Origin of the sequence: Aequorivita todarodis (assembly GCF_028561335.1) — a bacterium.
Taxonomy (GTDB): Bacteria; Bacteroidota; Bacteroidia; order Flavobacteriales; family Flavobacteriaceae; genus Aequorivita; species Aequorivita todarodis.
In genome coordinates this window covers 1-16,453 of the sequence record NZ_JAQQTG010000001.1, presented here as the reverse complement: position 1 = coordinate 16,453, position 16,453 = coordinate 1, and the positions used below count along the sequence as shown (strand labels likewise).

Genomic DNA, 16,453 nt, shown 5'->3' with positions numbered 1-16,453 from the left:
AATGCAGCCTACAGCAGCGAACACAAAAAAATATAACATTTGGATCTGGATCTTTTCCATTGCTATTCCTTTGGCGGTTGCGGCCTTGTTTTCGGTAAAAATACCGGGAGTGGAACGCTTGGGCTTTCTGCCTCCCATATATGCAACCATTAACGGTATCACGGCTATGCTTTTGGTAACCGCCGTCTATCAAATTAGGAAAGGAAACAGAAAATTACACGAAAGACTGATGAAAACTGCAATCGGCTGTTCCGTTGTGTTTTTGATATTATATATGGCCTATCACATGACTTCAGATTCAACCGTGTACGGCGGCGAGGGAATGTTGAAATATGTATATTATTTTATTCTGTTAACGCATATTTTGCTATCCATCATCGTTATCCCTTTTGTGCTGATAACCTATGTCCGCGCCATTTCGGGAAGGTTTTACAAACACCGAAAAATTGCTCGAATCACCTATCCGTTATGGCTCTATGTGGCCGTGAGCGGCGTAATTGTTTATTTGATGATTTCACCGTATTATTAAAAGGAGAAAAGAGAAAAGAGAAAAGAACAAAGAAAAAAGAAAAAAGAAAAAAGATAACCGTGAAACCTAAAGTTTACGCTTATTTTTTTAAATTATGAATACCAAATGAAAGCAAAAATTCTTTTCATACTATTGATTTTATTTCTCATCGCGACAGTCCCCGCCGAAGCCCAATGCGCCATGTGCCGCGCGGTTTTGGAAAGTGAAGAAGGAGGACAGGCAGCCAAAGGCATCAACAACGGTATCGTTTATCTTATGATTTTCCCGTACCTGCTTATCGGCGGAGTTGGCTACGCTATCTACCGAAGCCGAAAAAAAGCCCGCTCCCAGGAAAACTCCTGATTTTTTTCAATCGGTACTGTAACATACCCCAGCTTTTTGAGTCTTATAAAAAGCGAAACCCATAATCTTTTCAAGTCTTAACAAGAATTTCACATATAGGATGGAATTTCCACCTTATTTTGTAATCCAACAAATTTCAGGATGATAGAAATCAAAAACCTTCATAAATCATATCACATGGGCAAAAATTCGCTCCATGTTTTAAAAGGGATTAACTTTTCGGTTTCCGAAGGAGAAATGGTTTCCATTATGGGTTCTTCCGGTTCAGGAAAATCCACTTTGCTCAACATTCTTGGTATTTTAGATGAAGCTGATGAAGGCACTTACACCCTCGACGGTACATTGATCAAAAACTTGAACGAAAAAGTGGCCGCACGCTACCGCAACAAGTTCCTCGGTTTCATTTTTCAGTCCTTCAATCTTATCAATTACAAATCGGCTTTGGACAATGTGGCTATGCCCCTTTATTACCAAGGCGTGAAACGAAACATTCGCACCGAAAAAGCCATGCACTATCTTGAAAAAGTAGGCCTGGCAGATTGGGCTTCACATCTTCCCAACGAACTTTCTGGCGGACAAAAGCAACGTGTGGCCATTGCACGCGCCTTGGCCAGCGATCCAAAGGTATTGCTTGCCGACGAACCCACCGGAGCGCTTGACTCCAAAACTTCTTACGAAGTAATGGAGCTCATCCAAGGCATTAACGACGAAGGAAAAACCATTTTGATCGTTACCCACGAAGACGATATTGCACACATGACCAAGCGCATTGTCAATCTAAAAGATGGAATTATCATTGACGATTCCAAGGTGGACCAAGTACGTGCTAAAGCCGAAGCCTATGTTTAACATTGAACGCTGGCAGGAAATTTTTGAAGCGATTCGCAAAAACAAGCTGCGAACTTTTTTAACGGGTCTATCCGTAGCTTCGGGAATTTTCATTTTGGTCATTTTGCTCGCCATTGGCCAAGGTATGTCCAACGGGGTCGAAAAGGAATTTGAAAGGGATGCCACCAACCGCATCAGCGTCTGGACAAACGTAACTTCGGTGGAATACAAAGGGCTCAATCCCGGGCGATTTATTGAACTGGATAACCGTGATTATGAAATGGCGGTCAACAAAAACAGCGACAAACTGGAACTCAAATCTGGCGTTTACAGCAGGTGGGGGCAGTTGACAACCTACAAAAAGGAAAACGGAAGCTATAGGGTGGAAGGGGTTCGGCCTGACTACCAATTTTTGGAAAACGCAACTTTGGTCGCCGGAAGATTTGTAAATCAAAGGGACTTGAATTCGAATGAAAAAATAGCCATAATCGGCAATCAGGTGTATTTGGACCTTTTCAAAGGTAAAAATGCGCTCGGCGAATATGTTGACATTGCGGGGATAAAATTTAAAGTGGTCGGTATTTATAGCGATCCAGGTGGCGAGCGCGAGGAAACCCGTATTTTTATTCCTTTAACAACTGCACAAAGAATTTATAACGCTGGCGATAAACTTAGGTCCTTGGCTTTTACACTTGAAAAGCAGGATAACTTCGAAGATGCCTTGGCGGCTTCCGAAGCTTTTTCGGCAGCATTGGAAGCAGATTTAAAAGCAAAGCACACCATTGCGCCAACGGATGAAAGAGCCGTAAACGTGAACAACACTTTGGAAAACACCAAAAAGTTTTACGACCTTAATAATATGATCCGCTGGTTTTTCTGGGGTGTGGGCATTTGTACTATCATTGCCGGGGTGGTGGGCGTTAGCAACATTATGCTCATCATCGTTAAAGAGCGCACCAAGGAAATAGGCATTCGCAAAGCTATTGGCGCCCAGCCGTGGTCCATTATCGGAATGATACTCCACGAATCTATTTTTGTTACGGCAATTGCAGGCTTCGTTGGGCTCATTTTTAGTTTGTTTTTATTGCAGATGGTTGGTCCATTCATTGAAACAGACTACATCCGAAATCCTTCCGTAGATTTTTCTGTGGCAATCACAACAGTAATCATTCTAGTGGTCGCGGGAGCCGTTGCCGGATTTTTCCCGGCATACCGAGCCGCAAATATTAAACCCATAGATGCTTTGCGCGATGAGTAAACTATTCAGCAGAGACAGTTGGGCGGAGATACTTGAAGCCCTGAGCAGCAACTGGTTTAGGACTGTGTTGACTGCTTTCGGCGTGCTTTGGGGTATTTTCATTTTAGTAATTCTTTTAGCAGCAGGCAACGGTCTGGAAAATGGTATAAAACAAGGTTTCAGTGGTATGGCTACCAATTCCATGTTTATGTGGTCCCAAACCGCTTCACAGCCTTATAAAGGTTTGCCAAAGGGCCGCAGGTACAATTTTAAAACCGACGATGTTGCCGCTATTAAACAAAACGTGCAGGGCCTTCGCTTTGTTTCCCCAAGAAATCAATTGGGTGGTTTCCGCGGAAGCAATAACGTGGTTCGGGGCCTTCAAACGGGTGCTTTCAACGTTTATGGCGATTATCCCGAAATAATCCAACAACAGCCCATGGACATCACTTCCGGCAGGTTTATAAATTATTCAGACATCAACGAGAAACGCAAGGTCGCCATCATCGGCAGCGGTGTTCAAAGTGCTCTATATGAACCAAAAGAAGAGGTTATTGGTTCCTACATTAAAATAAACGGCGTTAACTTTATGGTCATTGGCACCTACAAAAAGAAAGGAAACAACGGCGACCCCGAAGAAATGCAAAAGGAAATATACGTTCCCTTCACATCATTTTCACAGGCGTTCAATATGGGCGATATCGTTGGTTGGATGGCAATCACCGCTCAAGACGATTTTTCAATTACCGAGTTGAAATCACAAATTTTTGATGTTATAAAAACGCGGCACACCATTAATCCAAATGACGATCGCGCCGTTGGGAACTTCGATCTTTACCAAGAATACAACAAGATAAATGGCCTGTTTACTGCGTTAAATTTTGTGGCTTATTTCGTTGGAATTCTAGTGTTGCTTTCCGGCATCATTGGCATTAGCAATATTATGTTGATTGTGGTAAAGGAACGCACCAAGGAAATAGGTATTCGCCGTGCTTTGGGAGCAACGCCTTGGAGCATACGCGCACAGATATTATTGGAATCGATTTTTTTGACCATTGTTTCTGGAATGGCAGGAATCATTTTGGCATCCGCCGTGCTATGGCTGGTAAATTATCAGCTGAGCACTATGGACACCAGCGAAATGATGTTTATAAATCCTTCCGTAAACATAGGCGTTGTCTTTATAGCATTGACCATTTTGATAGTTTCCGGACTTTTGGCGGGTTTGATTCCTGCGCAAAATGCCATTAAGGTAAGACCCGTTGAAGCATTAAGAACTGAATAAGACCCAATGATGGAATTGACAACAGATCCAAGAGTTGACGATGTTTTTGAAAACTATCCAAAAACGGTGAAGCGCCAAATGCTTCATCTTCGGGCTTTGGTTTTAAGCACCGCATCGGAAACCGAAGGGGTTGAAAAACTGGAAGAAACCCTTAAATGGGGCGAACCGAGTTATGTAACAAAATTCGGAAGCACGCTACGAATGGATTGGAAGGCAAAGGCGCCGGACCAATTTGCAATGTATTTTAAATGCACCTCCAAGTTGGTGCCTACTTTTAAAACGGTTTATAAAGACAAATTCAACTTTGAAAAAAACCGAGCGATCGTTTTCAATTTGAATGAAAAAATACCCGAAGCGGAATTAAAGCAATGTATCGCAATGGCGTTAACCTATCATAAAATAAAACAATTGCCTTTATTGGGTGCATAAATTCATAATTCTAAAAATAGGAAGCGTCATCAATTAGAGAATAATTTCAACAATCAAAAAAAATGAAAAAAACAAAAACCATAATCATCCTCGTCACAATCGCTGTACTCTTTGTGGCTTCTATGTACTGGCTATATTCCAAAAATATTGAAGACCCGGTGGTTTATGAAACCGAAAAACCTGTCGTGGGCTCCGTCGTTAAAAAAACGGTGGCCACGGGAAGCATCGTTCCAAAGGAAGAAGTGCTAATAAAGCCCAATATTTCTGGAATTATTGATGAAATTTTTGTGGAAGCCGGTGAAATAGTTAAAGCGGGTGATCTGATCGCAAAAGTGAAGGTAGTTCCAAACGTTTCTTCGCTGAACAGTGCCAAAAGCAACATCAACAGTGTTCGTACACAAGTGGAAACTGCCCGGCTTGCTTTCGAAAACCAAAAAAGCATCTACAATCGTCAGAAAGAACTTTTTGAAAAAGGCGTGATTTCTGCAAACGAGTTCGATACAGCACAACTCTCTTACGACCAAGCCCAGCAAAGACTGAAGCAAGAACAAGTGGGGCTCATTGCGGCAAATCAAAATTACGACATTGTAAAAACGGGAACTACCAGCGGAATGGGGTCTTCGGCAAATACCGAAATCCGCGCTACCGTTTCAGGAATGGTCCTGGACGTTCCCGTAAAAACGGGAAATCAAGTAATTGAGGCAAACAACTTTAATGACGGAACCACGATTGCGACAATAGCAGATGTTGACAAAATGATCTTTGAAGGAAAAGTGGACGAAAGCGAAGTGGGAAAAATAAAGGAAGGCCTTCCTTTGGAAATTACCGTGGGCGCAATTTCCGATAAAACGTTTAATGCCGAATTGGATTACATAGCCCCGAAAGGCGTGGACGAAAATGGGGCCATACAGTTTGAAATAAAGGGAACGATGAAAAACTTGGACACGACCAATACCTTCATTCGTGCTGGTTTAAGTGCAAATGCTTCCATTATTCTTGCAAAGGCCGAAAATGTGTTAACTATAAAGGAAGCCTTGGTTCAATTCGACCCAAAAACGGAAAAGCCTTTCGTGGAAGTAATGGTTGGCGATCAAAAATTTGAAAGAAGAGATGTAATGTTGGGCGTGAGCGACGGCATAGATGTAGAGGTGAAAAGCGGCGTTTCCGAGGATGACAATATAAAAGTTTGGAACCAATTAAAACCCGCTCCAGCAACGGGAGGCAGAGGATAAAACCGCTGTGTTCTCTGTGTCTCTGTGGTTAAAAAGAGCGAGAAACCAATTAAAAAATTATAAATATTGTAACGCAATCGCAATGCAAAAGACTTATTCAGCAATAGAAAAACTTATGAAGAAGCTAGCAATCCCATTCTTTTTTTTGATACTTAGCATTTCCTTGACCGCTCAAACCAAAAAATGGACTTTGCAGGAATGTGTAAATCATGCCCTTGAAAATAACATTTCGGTAAAACAGAGCGAACTTGATTACGAAACAGCCGAACTAGCCAAAAAAGATGCTTTTGGCAACTATTTGCCAACCCTGAATGGTTCTGCCTCTAATTCCTGGAATACGGGGCTAACGCAAAATGTGACTACTGGGGTGTTGCAATCGCAAACCACGCGTAACTCTTCATACAATCTTACCGCTGGAATTTCCATTTTTAACGGACTTCGAAATATTAGGACTAGCCAACGCGCGGAAATTTCAAGGCTTGCTGCCCAGTATAATTTGGATAAAATGAAGGATGATATTTCACTGCTTGTGGCAAATGCATATCTTCAGATACTTTTGAACAAAGCAAACCTGAATGTGGCAAAATCGCAAAACGTTGTTACTTTGGAGCAATTGCAAAGAACCAATGACCTTGTAGATGCGGGGGTGCTGCCACGAGGCGATCTTTTGGAGATAAAAGCTACCGATGCCAGTGAAAAACAAAAAATTGCGGTAGCCGAAAACACAGTTGAAATTTCATTGATAAACTTGGCGCAATTGCTTCTTATCAAGGATTATAAGAATTTTGATATTGTAGATGAAGGATATGAAATAATTCAAGATGAAATTGCTGAAAAACCTGTAACTGAAATAATTCAAGCAGCCCAAGAAAACCGTTCCGAAGTAAAGATCGCTTCGGAAAACGTTGAACTGGCTAAAAAAGACTTGCAATTGGCCAGAAGCGAATATTATCCATCGCTATCAGGATTTATAAACTATAACACTAGAGAATCTGATGCCCCAAGAATACTCCAAGGCGGTGTAGATCCAGATCGGCCAACCCAACCCATTGGGGTGGTGGAAGCAACGGGCGATGTGGTCGTGGCCCCAAATTATGCTTTAATTTCAACGTCCGCACTTCCTTATACAGAGCAACTTTACTTAAATGATGGTATTTCTTACGGCGTGCAGCTGAACATTCCCATATTCAACGGTCTATCGGTCCGGAACAATGTGAAAAGGAGCAAGATCAATTTAAAAAGATCCGAATACCAATTAGAACAGGCAAAACTTGATTTGGAGTCCAACCTTTACCAAGCCTATGTAGATGCAAAAGGTGCCCAAAAAGCCTATGAAGCGGCAACGGTCGCTCTTGAATCACAGGAACTTGCATACCAATACGCAAAAGACCGCTACGATGTTGGGCTTACAAATGCTTTTGATTTCAGTCAATCAAAATTGCGCTTCGATAACGCTAAAATTGAAGAAAACAGAACTAAATTTGAATACATTTTTAAATTGAAAGTTTTGGAATTATACTTTGGCGTTCCTGCAAGCGAATTAAAATTTTAAGTATGAAGAAAAAAACCCTCCTTTGGATTATTACAGTCGTTGTATTACTTATTATTTTGCTCATTGTTGGGAAAAAGGCAGGATGGTTCGGAAAATCGGGCGATTACAGAGAGGTTGAAATAACCAAAATTGAACCGATAAATATTACTGAAACCGTTGCCGCGACCGGAAAAATACAACCCGAAGTGGAAGTGGCACTTTCTTCCGAAGTTTCCGGGGAAATTATTGAACTTCCAATAAAGGAAGGCCAAACGGTTGAAAAAGGCGATCTTTTGGTTAAAATAAATCCAGACCTAATTCAAGCAGCCGTAAGCCAATCGCAAGCTGGACTCCAAAATGTTAGGGCGCAACTTTCACAAGCGCAGGCAAGTGAAAAAAATGCAAAACTAAACTATGAGCGCAACAAGGCTTTATTTGAAAAAGGCGTAATTTCAAAAGCAGAATGGGACAAATCCATTGCCGATTACGATATGGCACAGGCCAATGCCAAGGCCGCGTATTACAGCGTGCAGAGTGCTGCCGCAAATGTGAAACAATCCGTGGACAACCTTTCGCGAACCACAATTTATGCGCCAATGAGCGGGACTATCTCAAAGCTTTCGGTTGAATTGGGGGAAAGGGTAGTAGGTACCGCACAAATGGCGGGTACCGAAATTGTTCGCGTTGCCAACCTTCAGAAAATGGAAGTTGAGGTGGACGTGAACGAAAACGACATTGTAAAAGTAGCTTTGGGAGATTCAACCATCGTTGAGGTTGATGCCTATTTAAAGCGGGAATTTAAAGGCGTTGTTACGGCAATAGCAAATAGCGCCGAGAATGCGTTGACAGCAGATCAGGTTACTAATTTTAAAGTAAAGGTCAGTATCCTTCCGGAGTCGTATAAAGATTTAGTTGAAGGCAAACCCGAGAGTTATTCGCCATTCCGTCCGGGAATGACCGCTACGGTTGATATTATTACCAACAAAAAGAATAACGTAATCGGAGTGCCCATCAGCGCCATTGTTATAAAAACGGATACCACAGATTCCAAGAAGCCCGGTACGGCTGAAATAGGAAACACAAATACCGAAAAGTTTGAGGCTGTTTATGTAAAGGAAGGAGAAGAAGCAAAACTTCGCGTTGTTAAAACCGGAATCCAGGACGATTCAAACATCGAGATACTTTCTGGATTGAAAGAAGGCGAAACGGTTATAACGGGGCCTTACAACACTGTGACCAAACTTCTGAAACAAGGCGATAAGGTTGAAGTTGCTTCTCCCCCAAAGAATAAAAAAGAAAAGTAATGGCGAATATTCTGTGTCTTGAAACAGCAACCACCAATTGTTCGGTGGCTATTGCAGTTGATGGCGAAATAAAGGCCATTCGCGAAGAAAACGACCAAAAATTTTCACACGCAGAGAAGCTTCACGTTTTTATTGCTGAGGTTTTAAAAGAGGCCAAGATTGATAAAAAACAACTAAATGCGGTAGCCGTAAGTAAAGGTCCAGGTTCCTATACGGGCTTGCGGATTGGCGTTTCAGCAGCAAAAGGGCTGTGTTTTGCTTTGGACATCCCATTAATTTCCGTACCTACACTTGAAGTCATGGCACAGCAAGCACAGGATGAAAATTGTGTTATAGTTCCATTGCTTGACGCTCGAAGAATGGAGGTATATTCCGCGGTTTTCAATTCAGAAAAAAAACAGATTCGGGAAACCAAGGCTGAAATTTTAAATGGGAATTCTTTTAAGGATTATTTGGAAGCAGGAAAAACCCTTTTCATTGGAGATGGCGCCTTAAAATTTGAAACACTTTGCCACCACAAAAATGCCGTTTTTCAAGGTAATTCTTTTCCTTCCGCAGCGGCTATGGCGGGTTTGGCGGAAGCTAAATATAAAATAAGCGACACGGAAAATGTCGCTTATTTTGAACCTTATTATTTAAAGGAGTTTATGCTTGGTTGATTTTTTTTATTCTATAGTAGTGAGTCAAAATAAGTAACCACTTTTATAAGATCTGCCTCTTTGTCCAAATCGATATTATTTTGCTTGATGTACGATTTTATTTCATCCTTTTTCGAATTCATCATTTTAAGAATCTTAGACTTGCCACTAGGCATTTCAAGAAAAGTTCCATCTTTTACCAAATAATAGGTTGTGGTTTTTTCAAAAGATGGCGGGGTATCCCTTTCATAGCTGGTACGGGCCTTTTGAGGTTCCCTATACACAGCGTTCACTTTTTTGTAGAGGTCATAGATTTTACCATCACTGAGTACGTTGAAATATCCCCCTTTTTCATTGCTTCCCTCATAAGGAACGAAAACGTAAATATCCTTTGAAATCTTAACGAAGATATTTGGGTCTTTTATAAGAGCACTGTAGTTTTCATCTGAACTGTTTTTCTTGATTTCAATTTCGTCGGCATAAGCATTATAGCGCATAGGCACATCGTCTTTAATCAATTGATCTTCCTGAAATATTTTTCCAGGAAGAAAATCAGGATTTGCATAGGCTTCATCTTTTATTGCGTCGAATTGCGCTTCGGTAAGACCAAAGGCCAAAGAATTCTGATTTATATCTATGGTGCGTTCATAAACGCTATAATAACCAGTGTTTTTTTGTGAAAATAGCGGAAGTGCCATTAAGGCAATTACTGCTGTCAATAGTATTTTTTTCATTTTAAATATTTTAGTTTTTACTCTTTTAGAATTGCTACAAATTAAGGATTATTTTTTTAAAGTTTCCAAATTAAAGTGATGAACATCGCGCTGTGGGAAAGGTATTGATATTCCAGCGGCTTCCAGCCTTGCTTTTGCTTCCTCCAAGACCAACCACCGCAGGTTCCAGAAATCCTCATTTTTTGACCAATAACGCACCATAAGATTTACAGAGCTGTCGCCAAGTTCAGCAACGGCAACCACAGGCATTCTGTCTTCCGTTTTTAAAATCGTTTCCTGTTCCGAAATCAACTTCAGCAAGATTTCCTTGGCTTGCTTAATATCATCGTCATAGCCTATGCCTATCAACAAATTCTCACGGCGTATTCCCTCGTGGGTAAAATTTATGATGTTCTCGTTGCTCAATTTTCCGTTGGGCATAATGGCCAATTGGTTGCCCACGGTATTGAGCTTGGTATTGAAGATGGAGATTTCCTTTACCGTGCCATCCACGCCTTGGGCACTGATGAAATCACCAACCTTAAACGGCTTTAACAATAATATCAATACGCCGCCGGCAAAATTTGAAAGCGACCCCTGCAATGCCAAACCGATGGCAAGACCAGCAGCACCAATAATAGTAATTAATGAAGCAGATTCAACGCCCAATTGCGTTATAACCAAAACAAAAAGCACAATCTTTAGCCCCCATCTAATTAAACTGGCTATAAAATTTTCCAGCGTGGGGTCGTATTCCGTTCTGTCAAAAAACCTTTTAATGAATCGGTTGATCATTTTAATAATCCAAAGCCCAATCAGCAGCATTAAAATGGCGCCAACTACACTCGGTATAAAATCAATTAACTTTTGTCCATATTTTTCAATATAAATATCCAAGTCCTGAAATTTTTCCATAAAATCTGTTTTTTATTTGTTTAATGATTCAATTGCAATTTTTGTGTCCTCTACAGGAAGTTTGCACGCGTTATTTACGCAAACATAAATAAGGGTTTCATCGGGCACAAATCTGTTTTCAAAAAGCGGTCCGTTACTTTCACCCTTACTTCCTGCGATAATTATATTTGGCAGATAGTGTTTGTTGAATTCCGTTATTTTTTCAGAAACGTCATTTCCCACGATTACGACTTCATAGAAATCATTTTGAAAATTGGACAAAAGGTCCAGCCAGTTTGAAAAACCACTGGGGTATTGTTCAATTTCCACGGAAACGTTTTTCAGCATTTGATGCGAAATTTCATCAAAACCGGTTTCCCCAAAATATTTTGAAAGCACAAATAGATTCTTCGCCATCACCGAGTTTGAAGCGGGAATCACGTTGTCGCGGTATTCAAAGTTTCGGGTAACAATGGCGGCATCTTCTTTTGAAGTGAAATAGAACATGTGTTTTTCGTCATCAAAAAAGTTAACCTTTGCATAATCTGCCATTTTCTTTGAAAGGTTCAACCACTGTTGATTTAGAGTAACCTGGTATAAATCTACAAATGCTTCAATCGTAAAAGCGTAATCCTCTAAAAACCCGTTGATGCTGCTTTTGCCATTCTTATAATTGTGGTATAGCGCTCCGTTTTTCTGAAGCTGTTTTTCAGAAATGAACGCGGCATTTTTAAGCGCAGCATCCAAATATTGTTTTTTGCCGAATGCTTTGTACGCATCCACATACCCTTTCAGCATCATTGCATTCCACGAAGTAAGGGTCTTGTCGTCCAATCGCGGTTTCGGTCTTTTGTTTCTATAGGTGAGCAGGGTGTTTTTCCAACTTTCTTTTTTCTGCTGAAATGTTTCGGAGCTTAGCCCAAATTCCTTTTCAATTTCGGCATCCGTCTTTTTCCGGATTAGCACATAATGGTTGCTTTCCCACTTCCCGTAGTTGTTCACATTGTAATATTCCTTAAAAATCTCGAAGTCGTCCTTCAGCAATTGCCGCAATTCTTCCGAAGTGTAAACATAGTAAGCACCTTCTTCCAGCTTGCCGTTTTCATCCTTGCTATCGGCATCCAAGGACGAATAAAACCCGCCTTCTTCGTTGGTCATCTCGCGGGCTATAAAATCCAAGGTTTCTTCAACCACTTCTTTGTAAAACGGTTTTTTTGTTACCAAATAGGTGTTGCTGTATAGGCTTATTAGTTGCGCATTGTCATAAAGCATCTTTTCAAAATGGGGCACATGCCATTTTTCGTCGGTACTGTAGCGCGCAAACCCGCCGCCAATTTGGTCGTAAAGTCCGCCGTAGGCCATTTTATCCAAAGTGAGCGTTACGAAATTCAGCAGTTCGGTATCGTTTTTTTCAACGGCATGGCGCAACAAAAATTCCAGATTGTTCGGCATCATAAATTTTGGGGCACCTTTGAATCCGCCATTTTTGGTATCGAAATTTTGGGATAAATTCTTTACGATTTCTGAAGTGGGATATTTTGTGAAATCAATATCGGCAGTGTTCAAATGGACCAAGTCCATGCTTTTGATGCCCTGTTCCAATCGGTTGGCGTAGGCAATCAGTTTTTCGGGTTCTTTGGTATAGGCTTCCTGAATTTGCTCCAAGGCATTTATCCAGTCGTTTTTACGGAAATAGGTGCCGCCCCAAACAGGCCTTCCGTCGGGAAGGGTAACCACGTTCAGCGGCCAGCCTGCGCTTCCGGTCATCAATTGCACGGCGTTTATATAGGTTTGGTCCACATCTGGCCGTTCCTCGCGATCTACTTTTACGGAGATGAAATTTTTATTCATCACCGCGGCTACGGTGCTGTCCTCAAAACTTTCGTGTTCCATCACGTGGCACCAATGGCAGGCCGCATAGCCGATGCTTATTACCATTAGTTTTTTCTCCTTTTGTGCCTGTTGGAGGGCAGCTTCGCCATAAGGTTTCCAGTTCACGGGATTGTGCGCGTGCTGGAGCAGATAAGGGCTGGATTCGTGGATTAAATCGTTGGTAAAGGAAGGTGTTTCCAAGGTTTCTTTTTTTGAGGAATTGCAACCAAAAAATAAGGGCATTGCCAATAAAGCAAATAGGAATCGCATATCAGGAATTTAGAAAAACAAAAATACGCTTTTGAATTTTCAAAAGCGTATTTTTAAAAATTCATAGCGAATTTAATGTACTTCAAATGTGATTTTTACGTTTACTCGGAAATGGGTAAGATTGCCGTTATCCACAACACAACTGTGCTCCTTTACATAAACGGAGCGAATGTTTTTAACGCTTTTTGAAGCCTCTTTAACTGCGTTGCGGGTTGCGTCTTCCCAGCTTTCTTTTGAGCTTGAAAGGATTTCGATTACTTTTAATACTGCCATAATTTTTTCGGTTTAATTAATAAAACTTCAAGATACAATTATTCAAAAACAATACTCTGAAAATTAAGTTAAAAGCTGCCCCATCTCCTAAAAGGGGAAAAGAAAGATTGGGAATACGGCGTTAATTCCCCTTTGGGCCTGCCTGCCAAAGTGGCACGAAGGCAGGGGTTAGGGTCTTTACCCATTCACCGCGACCACGCTATTTATCTGTCCCTTGAGCATTTCCTTCAGCATGGTTTCAATCCCGTTTTTTAAAGTAATGGTGGAAGATGGGCAGCCGCTGCAAGCCCCTTGGAGGATCACTTTTACCGTTTTGGTAGTTTCGTTGAAAGAATCAAAAAGAATATGGCCGCCATCACTTGCCACGGCCGGTTTTACGTATTCATCCAAGATGGAAATTATTTCCTTTTCAAGCGCGGTGTGCAGTTTTTCGGCTTTTTGCGAAGTCTTTTTTTCTGAAGCCGTATTTTCCGCGGCATTTGTGGCATTCAGCATTTCTTCATTCAAAACAGGTTTTCCTTCTTCCATGAATTTTCGGATGAATTCCCTGATTTCCATGGTCAATTCCTGCCATTCGACCCAGTCGTATTTCATTACCGAAATATAGTTTGAACTGATAAAAACCTCCTTTACAAAAGGAAAGTTGAACAAAGCCTTTGCCAGCGGCGAATTGCCTGCCTCATCCCTGTTTTTGAACTCGAAAACTCCAGTGGCCAAAGTTTTATTGGCTATAAATTTCATAACCGTAGGATTTGGGGTGCTTTCGGCATAAATACTTACCGGAATTTTTTTGGGAGCGCCGGTTTCACTAATTACGGGTTTTCCGGCGTTCAAATATTCCGCGATGGATGCTGCAACTTCGGCTTGCACGTCTTCCCATTCCACAATGTCGTATTTTTCAATTGCGACAAAATTTTGCGAGATATAAACGGTTTTTACGAACGGAAGATAAAAAAGTTGTTGCGCCAACGGGCTTGTTTTTGCCTCGTCGATATTTTTGAATTCGTAGCTTGAGGAGCGGGTTAAGAAGGAATTAGCAATAAATTTAACAATATTTTGGTTGCTTGTTTGCGAAACTTCTATGTTAAATTGCTGCATTTCCTTGTTTTTTTTGCGAAAATATAAAAAGAAAAACAATGTATTCAATATATTTGGCATCTTAACAGCCCAATTATGAAAAAATTAATACTTCTGTTTCTTTTTTTTCTTCCTCTTTTCGTTTTTTCGCAAGCAAATCCAATAACGGAATTTAGACAATTTAACGGAAGGTATCAATTTACCGCTTTAGGAAATACTTTGAACACAGAGGAAAACCCGTATTCTCCGTGTGTGGCGCTAACACAAAGCAGCGCTCAATTAAATTTGGGGCCAGGGCAAACATTTCTTTCTGCACATCTTTACTGGGCTGGATCGGGAACTGGGGATTTTGATGTAAAACTAAACGGTATCGATATTACTCCAGATCGCATTTTTCCCCTTCGCGCTAACACTGGTCTGGACTATTTTTCGGCTTATAAGGATGTAACGAATATTGTGGCAGCTACGGGGAATGGAACTTACACGCTTTCGGAACTTGATGTGAATCCAGCGCTTCAAGCAAATGGCGACTATTGTCTTTTCGGGACAAACTTCGCTGGCTGGAGTATAATCGTGATATACGAAGATCCTTCACTTCGATTAAATCAAATAACTCTTTTTGACGGATTGGAATATGTAAACTCGACCAACCAAAATATAAATATAGTTTTAGGTAATATCAATGCTTCGACCGACATAGCCTCAAAAATCGGTTTTTTGGCCTGGGAAGGGGATGCGAATATTAGTATCACTGAAGAACTCCGTATTAACTCTATTCTTATAGACAATCCCCCATTAAATCCCTCGGATAATGCTTTTAATGGTACAAACAGTTATACCAATTCAAGTACTCTTTATAATATGGATTTGGATTACTATGAGTTAGAATCCTTAAATATTATTCAACCCGGCGACACTCAAATTGACATTCAACTTAGATCTGGTCAGGATTTTATAATGGTCAACAATGTTATTGTAGGGGTTAACTCAGAACTTCCCGATGCTACTATAGAAATAGACAATCTGGGGGTGCTTTGCCAAAACAATAATATTGATGTAGATTACACTGTCTATAATGTTAACAGTACCAGCCCGTTACCTGCCAATACACCAATTGCTTTTTATGCAGATGCCGTATTGATTGGCCAGACTACCACTAATAACATCATACCCATTGGCGGATCTGAAAGCGGAACTATTACACTCAACATTCCTATTGCTACCCCCAATAACTTTAACCTAAGGGCTGTTGTTGATGATATTGGTGATGGCACGGGTATTGTTGCCGAAACGGATGAATCCAATAATGAATTTATTTATCCTGTAGATCTTAGTACGGCAGGAATACTTCTTAATCCTGGCCCAGCTTGTCTTGGCAGACCCGTAATTTTGGATTCAGGCGTAACCGATCCGCCATTCAATATTCAATGGTTTAGAAATGGGGTTGCTATTCCTGGCGCAACCAATCCAACCCTGGTGGTTACTTTAGACGGTATTTATTCCGTTGAAGCAGTAGATGGTATTTGCAGGGTTGATAGTAATTCTGTTGTAATCACCTTCAGGCCCCAGCCCATTGCGAACCCCCCTGTGGACCTGTACCAGTGCGATTACGGCACGACCGCGGGTGTCTTCAACCTGACGGACAACGACGCGAACATTTTGGGCGGGCAGGACCCTGCGCTTTTCACGATAAAGTACTACCAGACCTACCAGGACAGTTTTGACGATACCAACGAGATATTGGGCGGGGTGCACATCATCGTCCCGCCGTCCCCGCAGACCATCTATGCGCGCATCGAGGACAACACGGGCAGCTGTTTTGACCTGACGGACTTCAAGATCTACTTCAGCCGTGCCATCGCTGGCCTGGTCCCGGTGAGCGCGAGCTACTGCGACGCGGACGGTGACGGGGGCGAGTGGGTCGATCTGGCGGCGGAGTTCAACGCGCTGGTGCTGGACGGGGAGCCGTCCTCGCGCTACAACATCACCTACCACGGCA

16 protein-coding genes are annotated in these 16,453 nt (G+C 41.5%); 11 read left to right on the top strand and 5 right to left on the bottom strand.

Going from position 1 to position 16,453, the window contains the following annotated elements:
• Position 1 precedes the first annotated feature (1 nt).
• The 10 genes from POV26_RS00080 to tsaB all read left to right on the top strand — a co-directional run bounded on the left by POV26_RS00080 (position 2) and on the right by tsaB (position 9,376).
• Positions 2-529 (top strand): DUF420 domain-containing protein, encoded by a 528-nt coding sequence (locus tag POV26_RS00080; protein WP_272854453.1) that lies wholly within the window; start codon positions 2-4, stop codon positions 527-529.
• Between the two features lie 105 nt (positions 530-634).
• Entirely contained in the window at positions 635-871 is a 237-nt protein-coding gene (locus POV26_RS00075) for a hypothetical protein (RefSeq protein ID WP_272854452.1), read from the top strand.
• 141 nt (positions 872-1,012) lie between these two features.
• Positions 1,013-1,720, top strand: a complete 708-nt coding sequence (locus POV26_RS00070; protein ID WP_272854451.1) for an ABC transporter ATP-binding protein — start codon at positions 1,013-1,015, stop codon at positions 1,718-1,720.
• Positions 1,713-2,957 (top strand): ABC transporter permease, encoded by a 1,245-nt coding sequence (locus POV26_RS00065; protein WP_272854450.1) that lies wholly within the window; start codon positions 1,713-1,715, stop codon positions 2,955-2,957. The genes POV26_RS00070 and POV26_RS00065 overlap by 8 nt, the downstream gene beginning before the upstream one ends.
• Positions 2,950-4,221 carry an ABC transporter permease gene (locus POV26_RS00060; protein ID WP_272854449.1) on the top strand — a complete coding sequence of 424 codons (1,272 nt, stop codon included), beginning with the start codon at positions 2,950-2,952 and terminating at the stop codon, positions 4,219-4,221. The genes POV26_RS00065 and POV26_RS00060 overlap by 8 nt, the downstream gene beginning before the upstream one ends.
• A gap of 6 nt (positions 4,222-4,227) precedes the next feature.
• On the top strand, positions 4,228-4,650 hold the full coding sequence (locus tag POV26_RS00055) for a DUF1801 domain-containing protein (RefSeq protein ID WP_272854448.1): 423 nt from the start codon (positions 4,228-4,230) through the stop codon (positions 4,648-4,650).
• 62 nt (positions 4,651-4,712) lie between these two features.
• The gene (locus tag POV26_RS00050; protein ID WP_272854447.1) at positions 4,713-5,882 is read left to right on the top strand and encodes an efflux RND transporter periplasmic adaptor subunit; all 1,170 of its coding nucleotides are present in this window, start codon (positions 4,713-4,715) and stop codon (positions 5,880-5,882) included.
• Between the two features lie 115 nt (positions 5,883-5,997).
• Positions 5,998-7,434 (top strand): TolC family protein, encoded by a 1,437-nt coding sequence (locus tag POV26_RS00045; protein WP_272854446.1) that lies wholly within the window; start codon positions 5,998-6,000, stop codon positions 7,432-7,434.
• Between the two features lie 2 nt (positions 7,435-7,436).
• The gene (locus tag POV26_RS00040) at positions 7,437-8,717 is read left to right on the top strand and encodes an efflux RND transporter periplasmic adaptor subunit (RefSeq protein ID WP_272854445.1); all 1,281 of its coding nucleotides are present in this window, start codon (positions 7,437-7,439) and stop codon (positions 8,715-8,717) included.
• On the top strand, positions 8,717-9,376 hold the full coding sequence (gene tsaB / locus POV26_RS00035; RefSeq protein ID WP_272854444.1) for a tRNA (adenosine(37)-N6)-threonylcarbamoyltransferase complex dimerization subunit type 1 TsaB: 660 nt from the start codon (positions 8,717-8,719) through the stop codon (positions 9,374-9,376). The genes POV26_RS00040 and tsaB overlap by 1 nt, the downstream gene beginning before the upstream one ends.
• A gap of 11 nt (positions 9,377-9,387) precedes the next feature.
• Here the strand turns inward: tsaB and POV26_RS00030 are convergent, their stop codons facing one another.
• From POV26_RS00030 to POV26_RS00010, 5 genes are all read right to left on the bottom strand, one after another.
• Entirely contained in the window at positions 9,388-10,089 is a 702-nt protein-coding gene (locus POV26_RS00030) for a hypothetical protein (protein ID WP_272854443.1), read from the bottom strand.
• Between the two features lie 48 nt (positions 10,090-10,137).
• Complete coding sequence (locus POV26_RS00025; protein WP_272854442.1) at positions 10,138-10,983, bottom strand: mechanosensitive ion channel family protein; 846 nt, start codon at positions 10,981-10,983, stop codon at positions 10,138-10,140.
• 12 nt (positions 10,984-10,995) lie between these two features.
• On the bottom strand, positions 10,996-13,104 hold the full coding sequence (locus tag POV26_RS00020; protein ID WP_272854441.1) for a thioredoxin domain-containing protein: 2,109 nt from the start codon (positions 13,102-13,104) through the stop codon (positions 10,996-10,998).
• A gap of 72 nt (positions 13,105-13,176) precedes the next feature.
• Positions 13,177-13,377, bottom strand: a complete 201-nt coding sequence (locus tag POV26_RS00015; protein ID WP_272854440.1) for a dodecin family protein — start codon at positions 13,375-13,377, stop codon at positions 13,177-13,179.
• Positions 13,378-13,554: 177 nt separating this feature from the next.
• The gene (locus POV26_RS00010; RefSeq protein WP_272854439.1) at positions 13,555-14,475 is read right to left on the bottom strand and encodes a NifU family protein; all 921 of its coding nucleotides are present in this window, start codon (positions 14,473-14,475) and stop codon (positions 13,555-13,557) included.
• A gap of 75 nt (positions 14,476-14,550) precedes the next feature.
• Here POV26_RS00010 and POV26_RS00005 point away from each other — a divergent pair.
• A partial coding sequence (locus POV26_RS00005) for a CARDB domain-containing protein (protein WP_272854438.1) occupies positions 14,551-16,453 on the top strand: 1,903 nt, incomplete at its 3' end.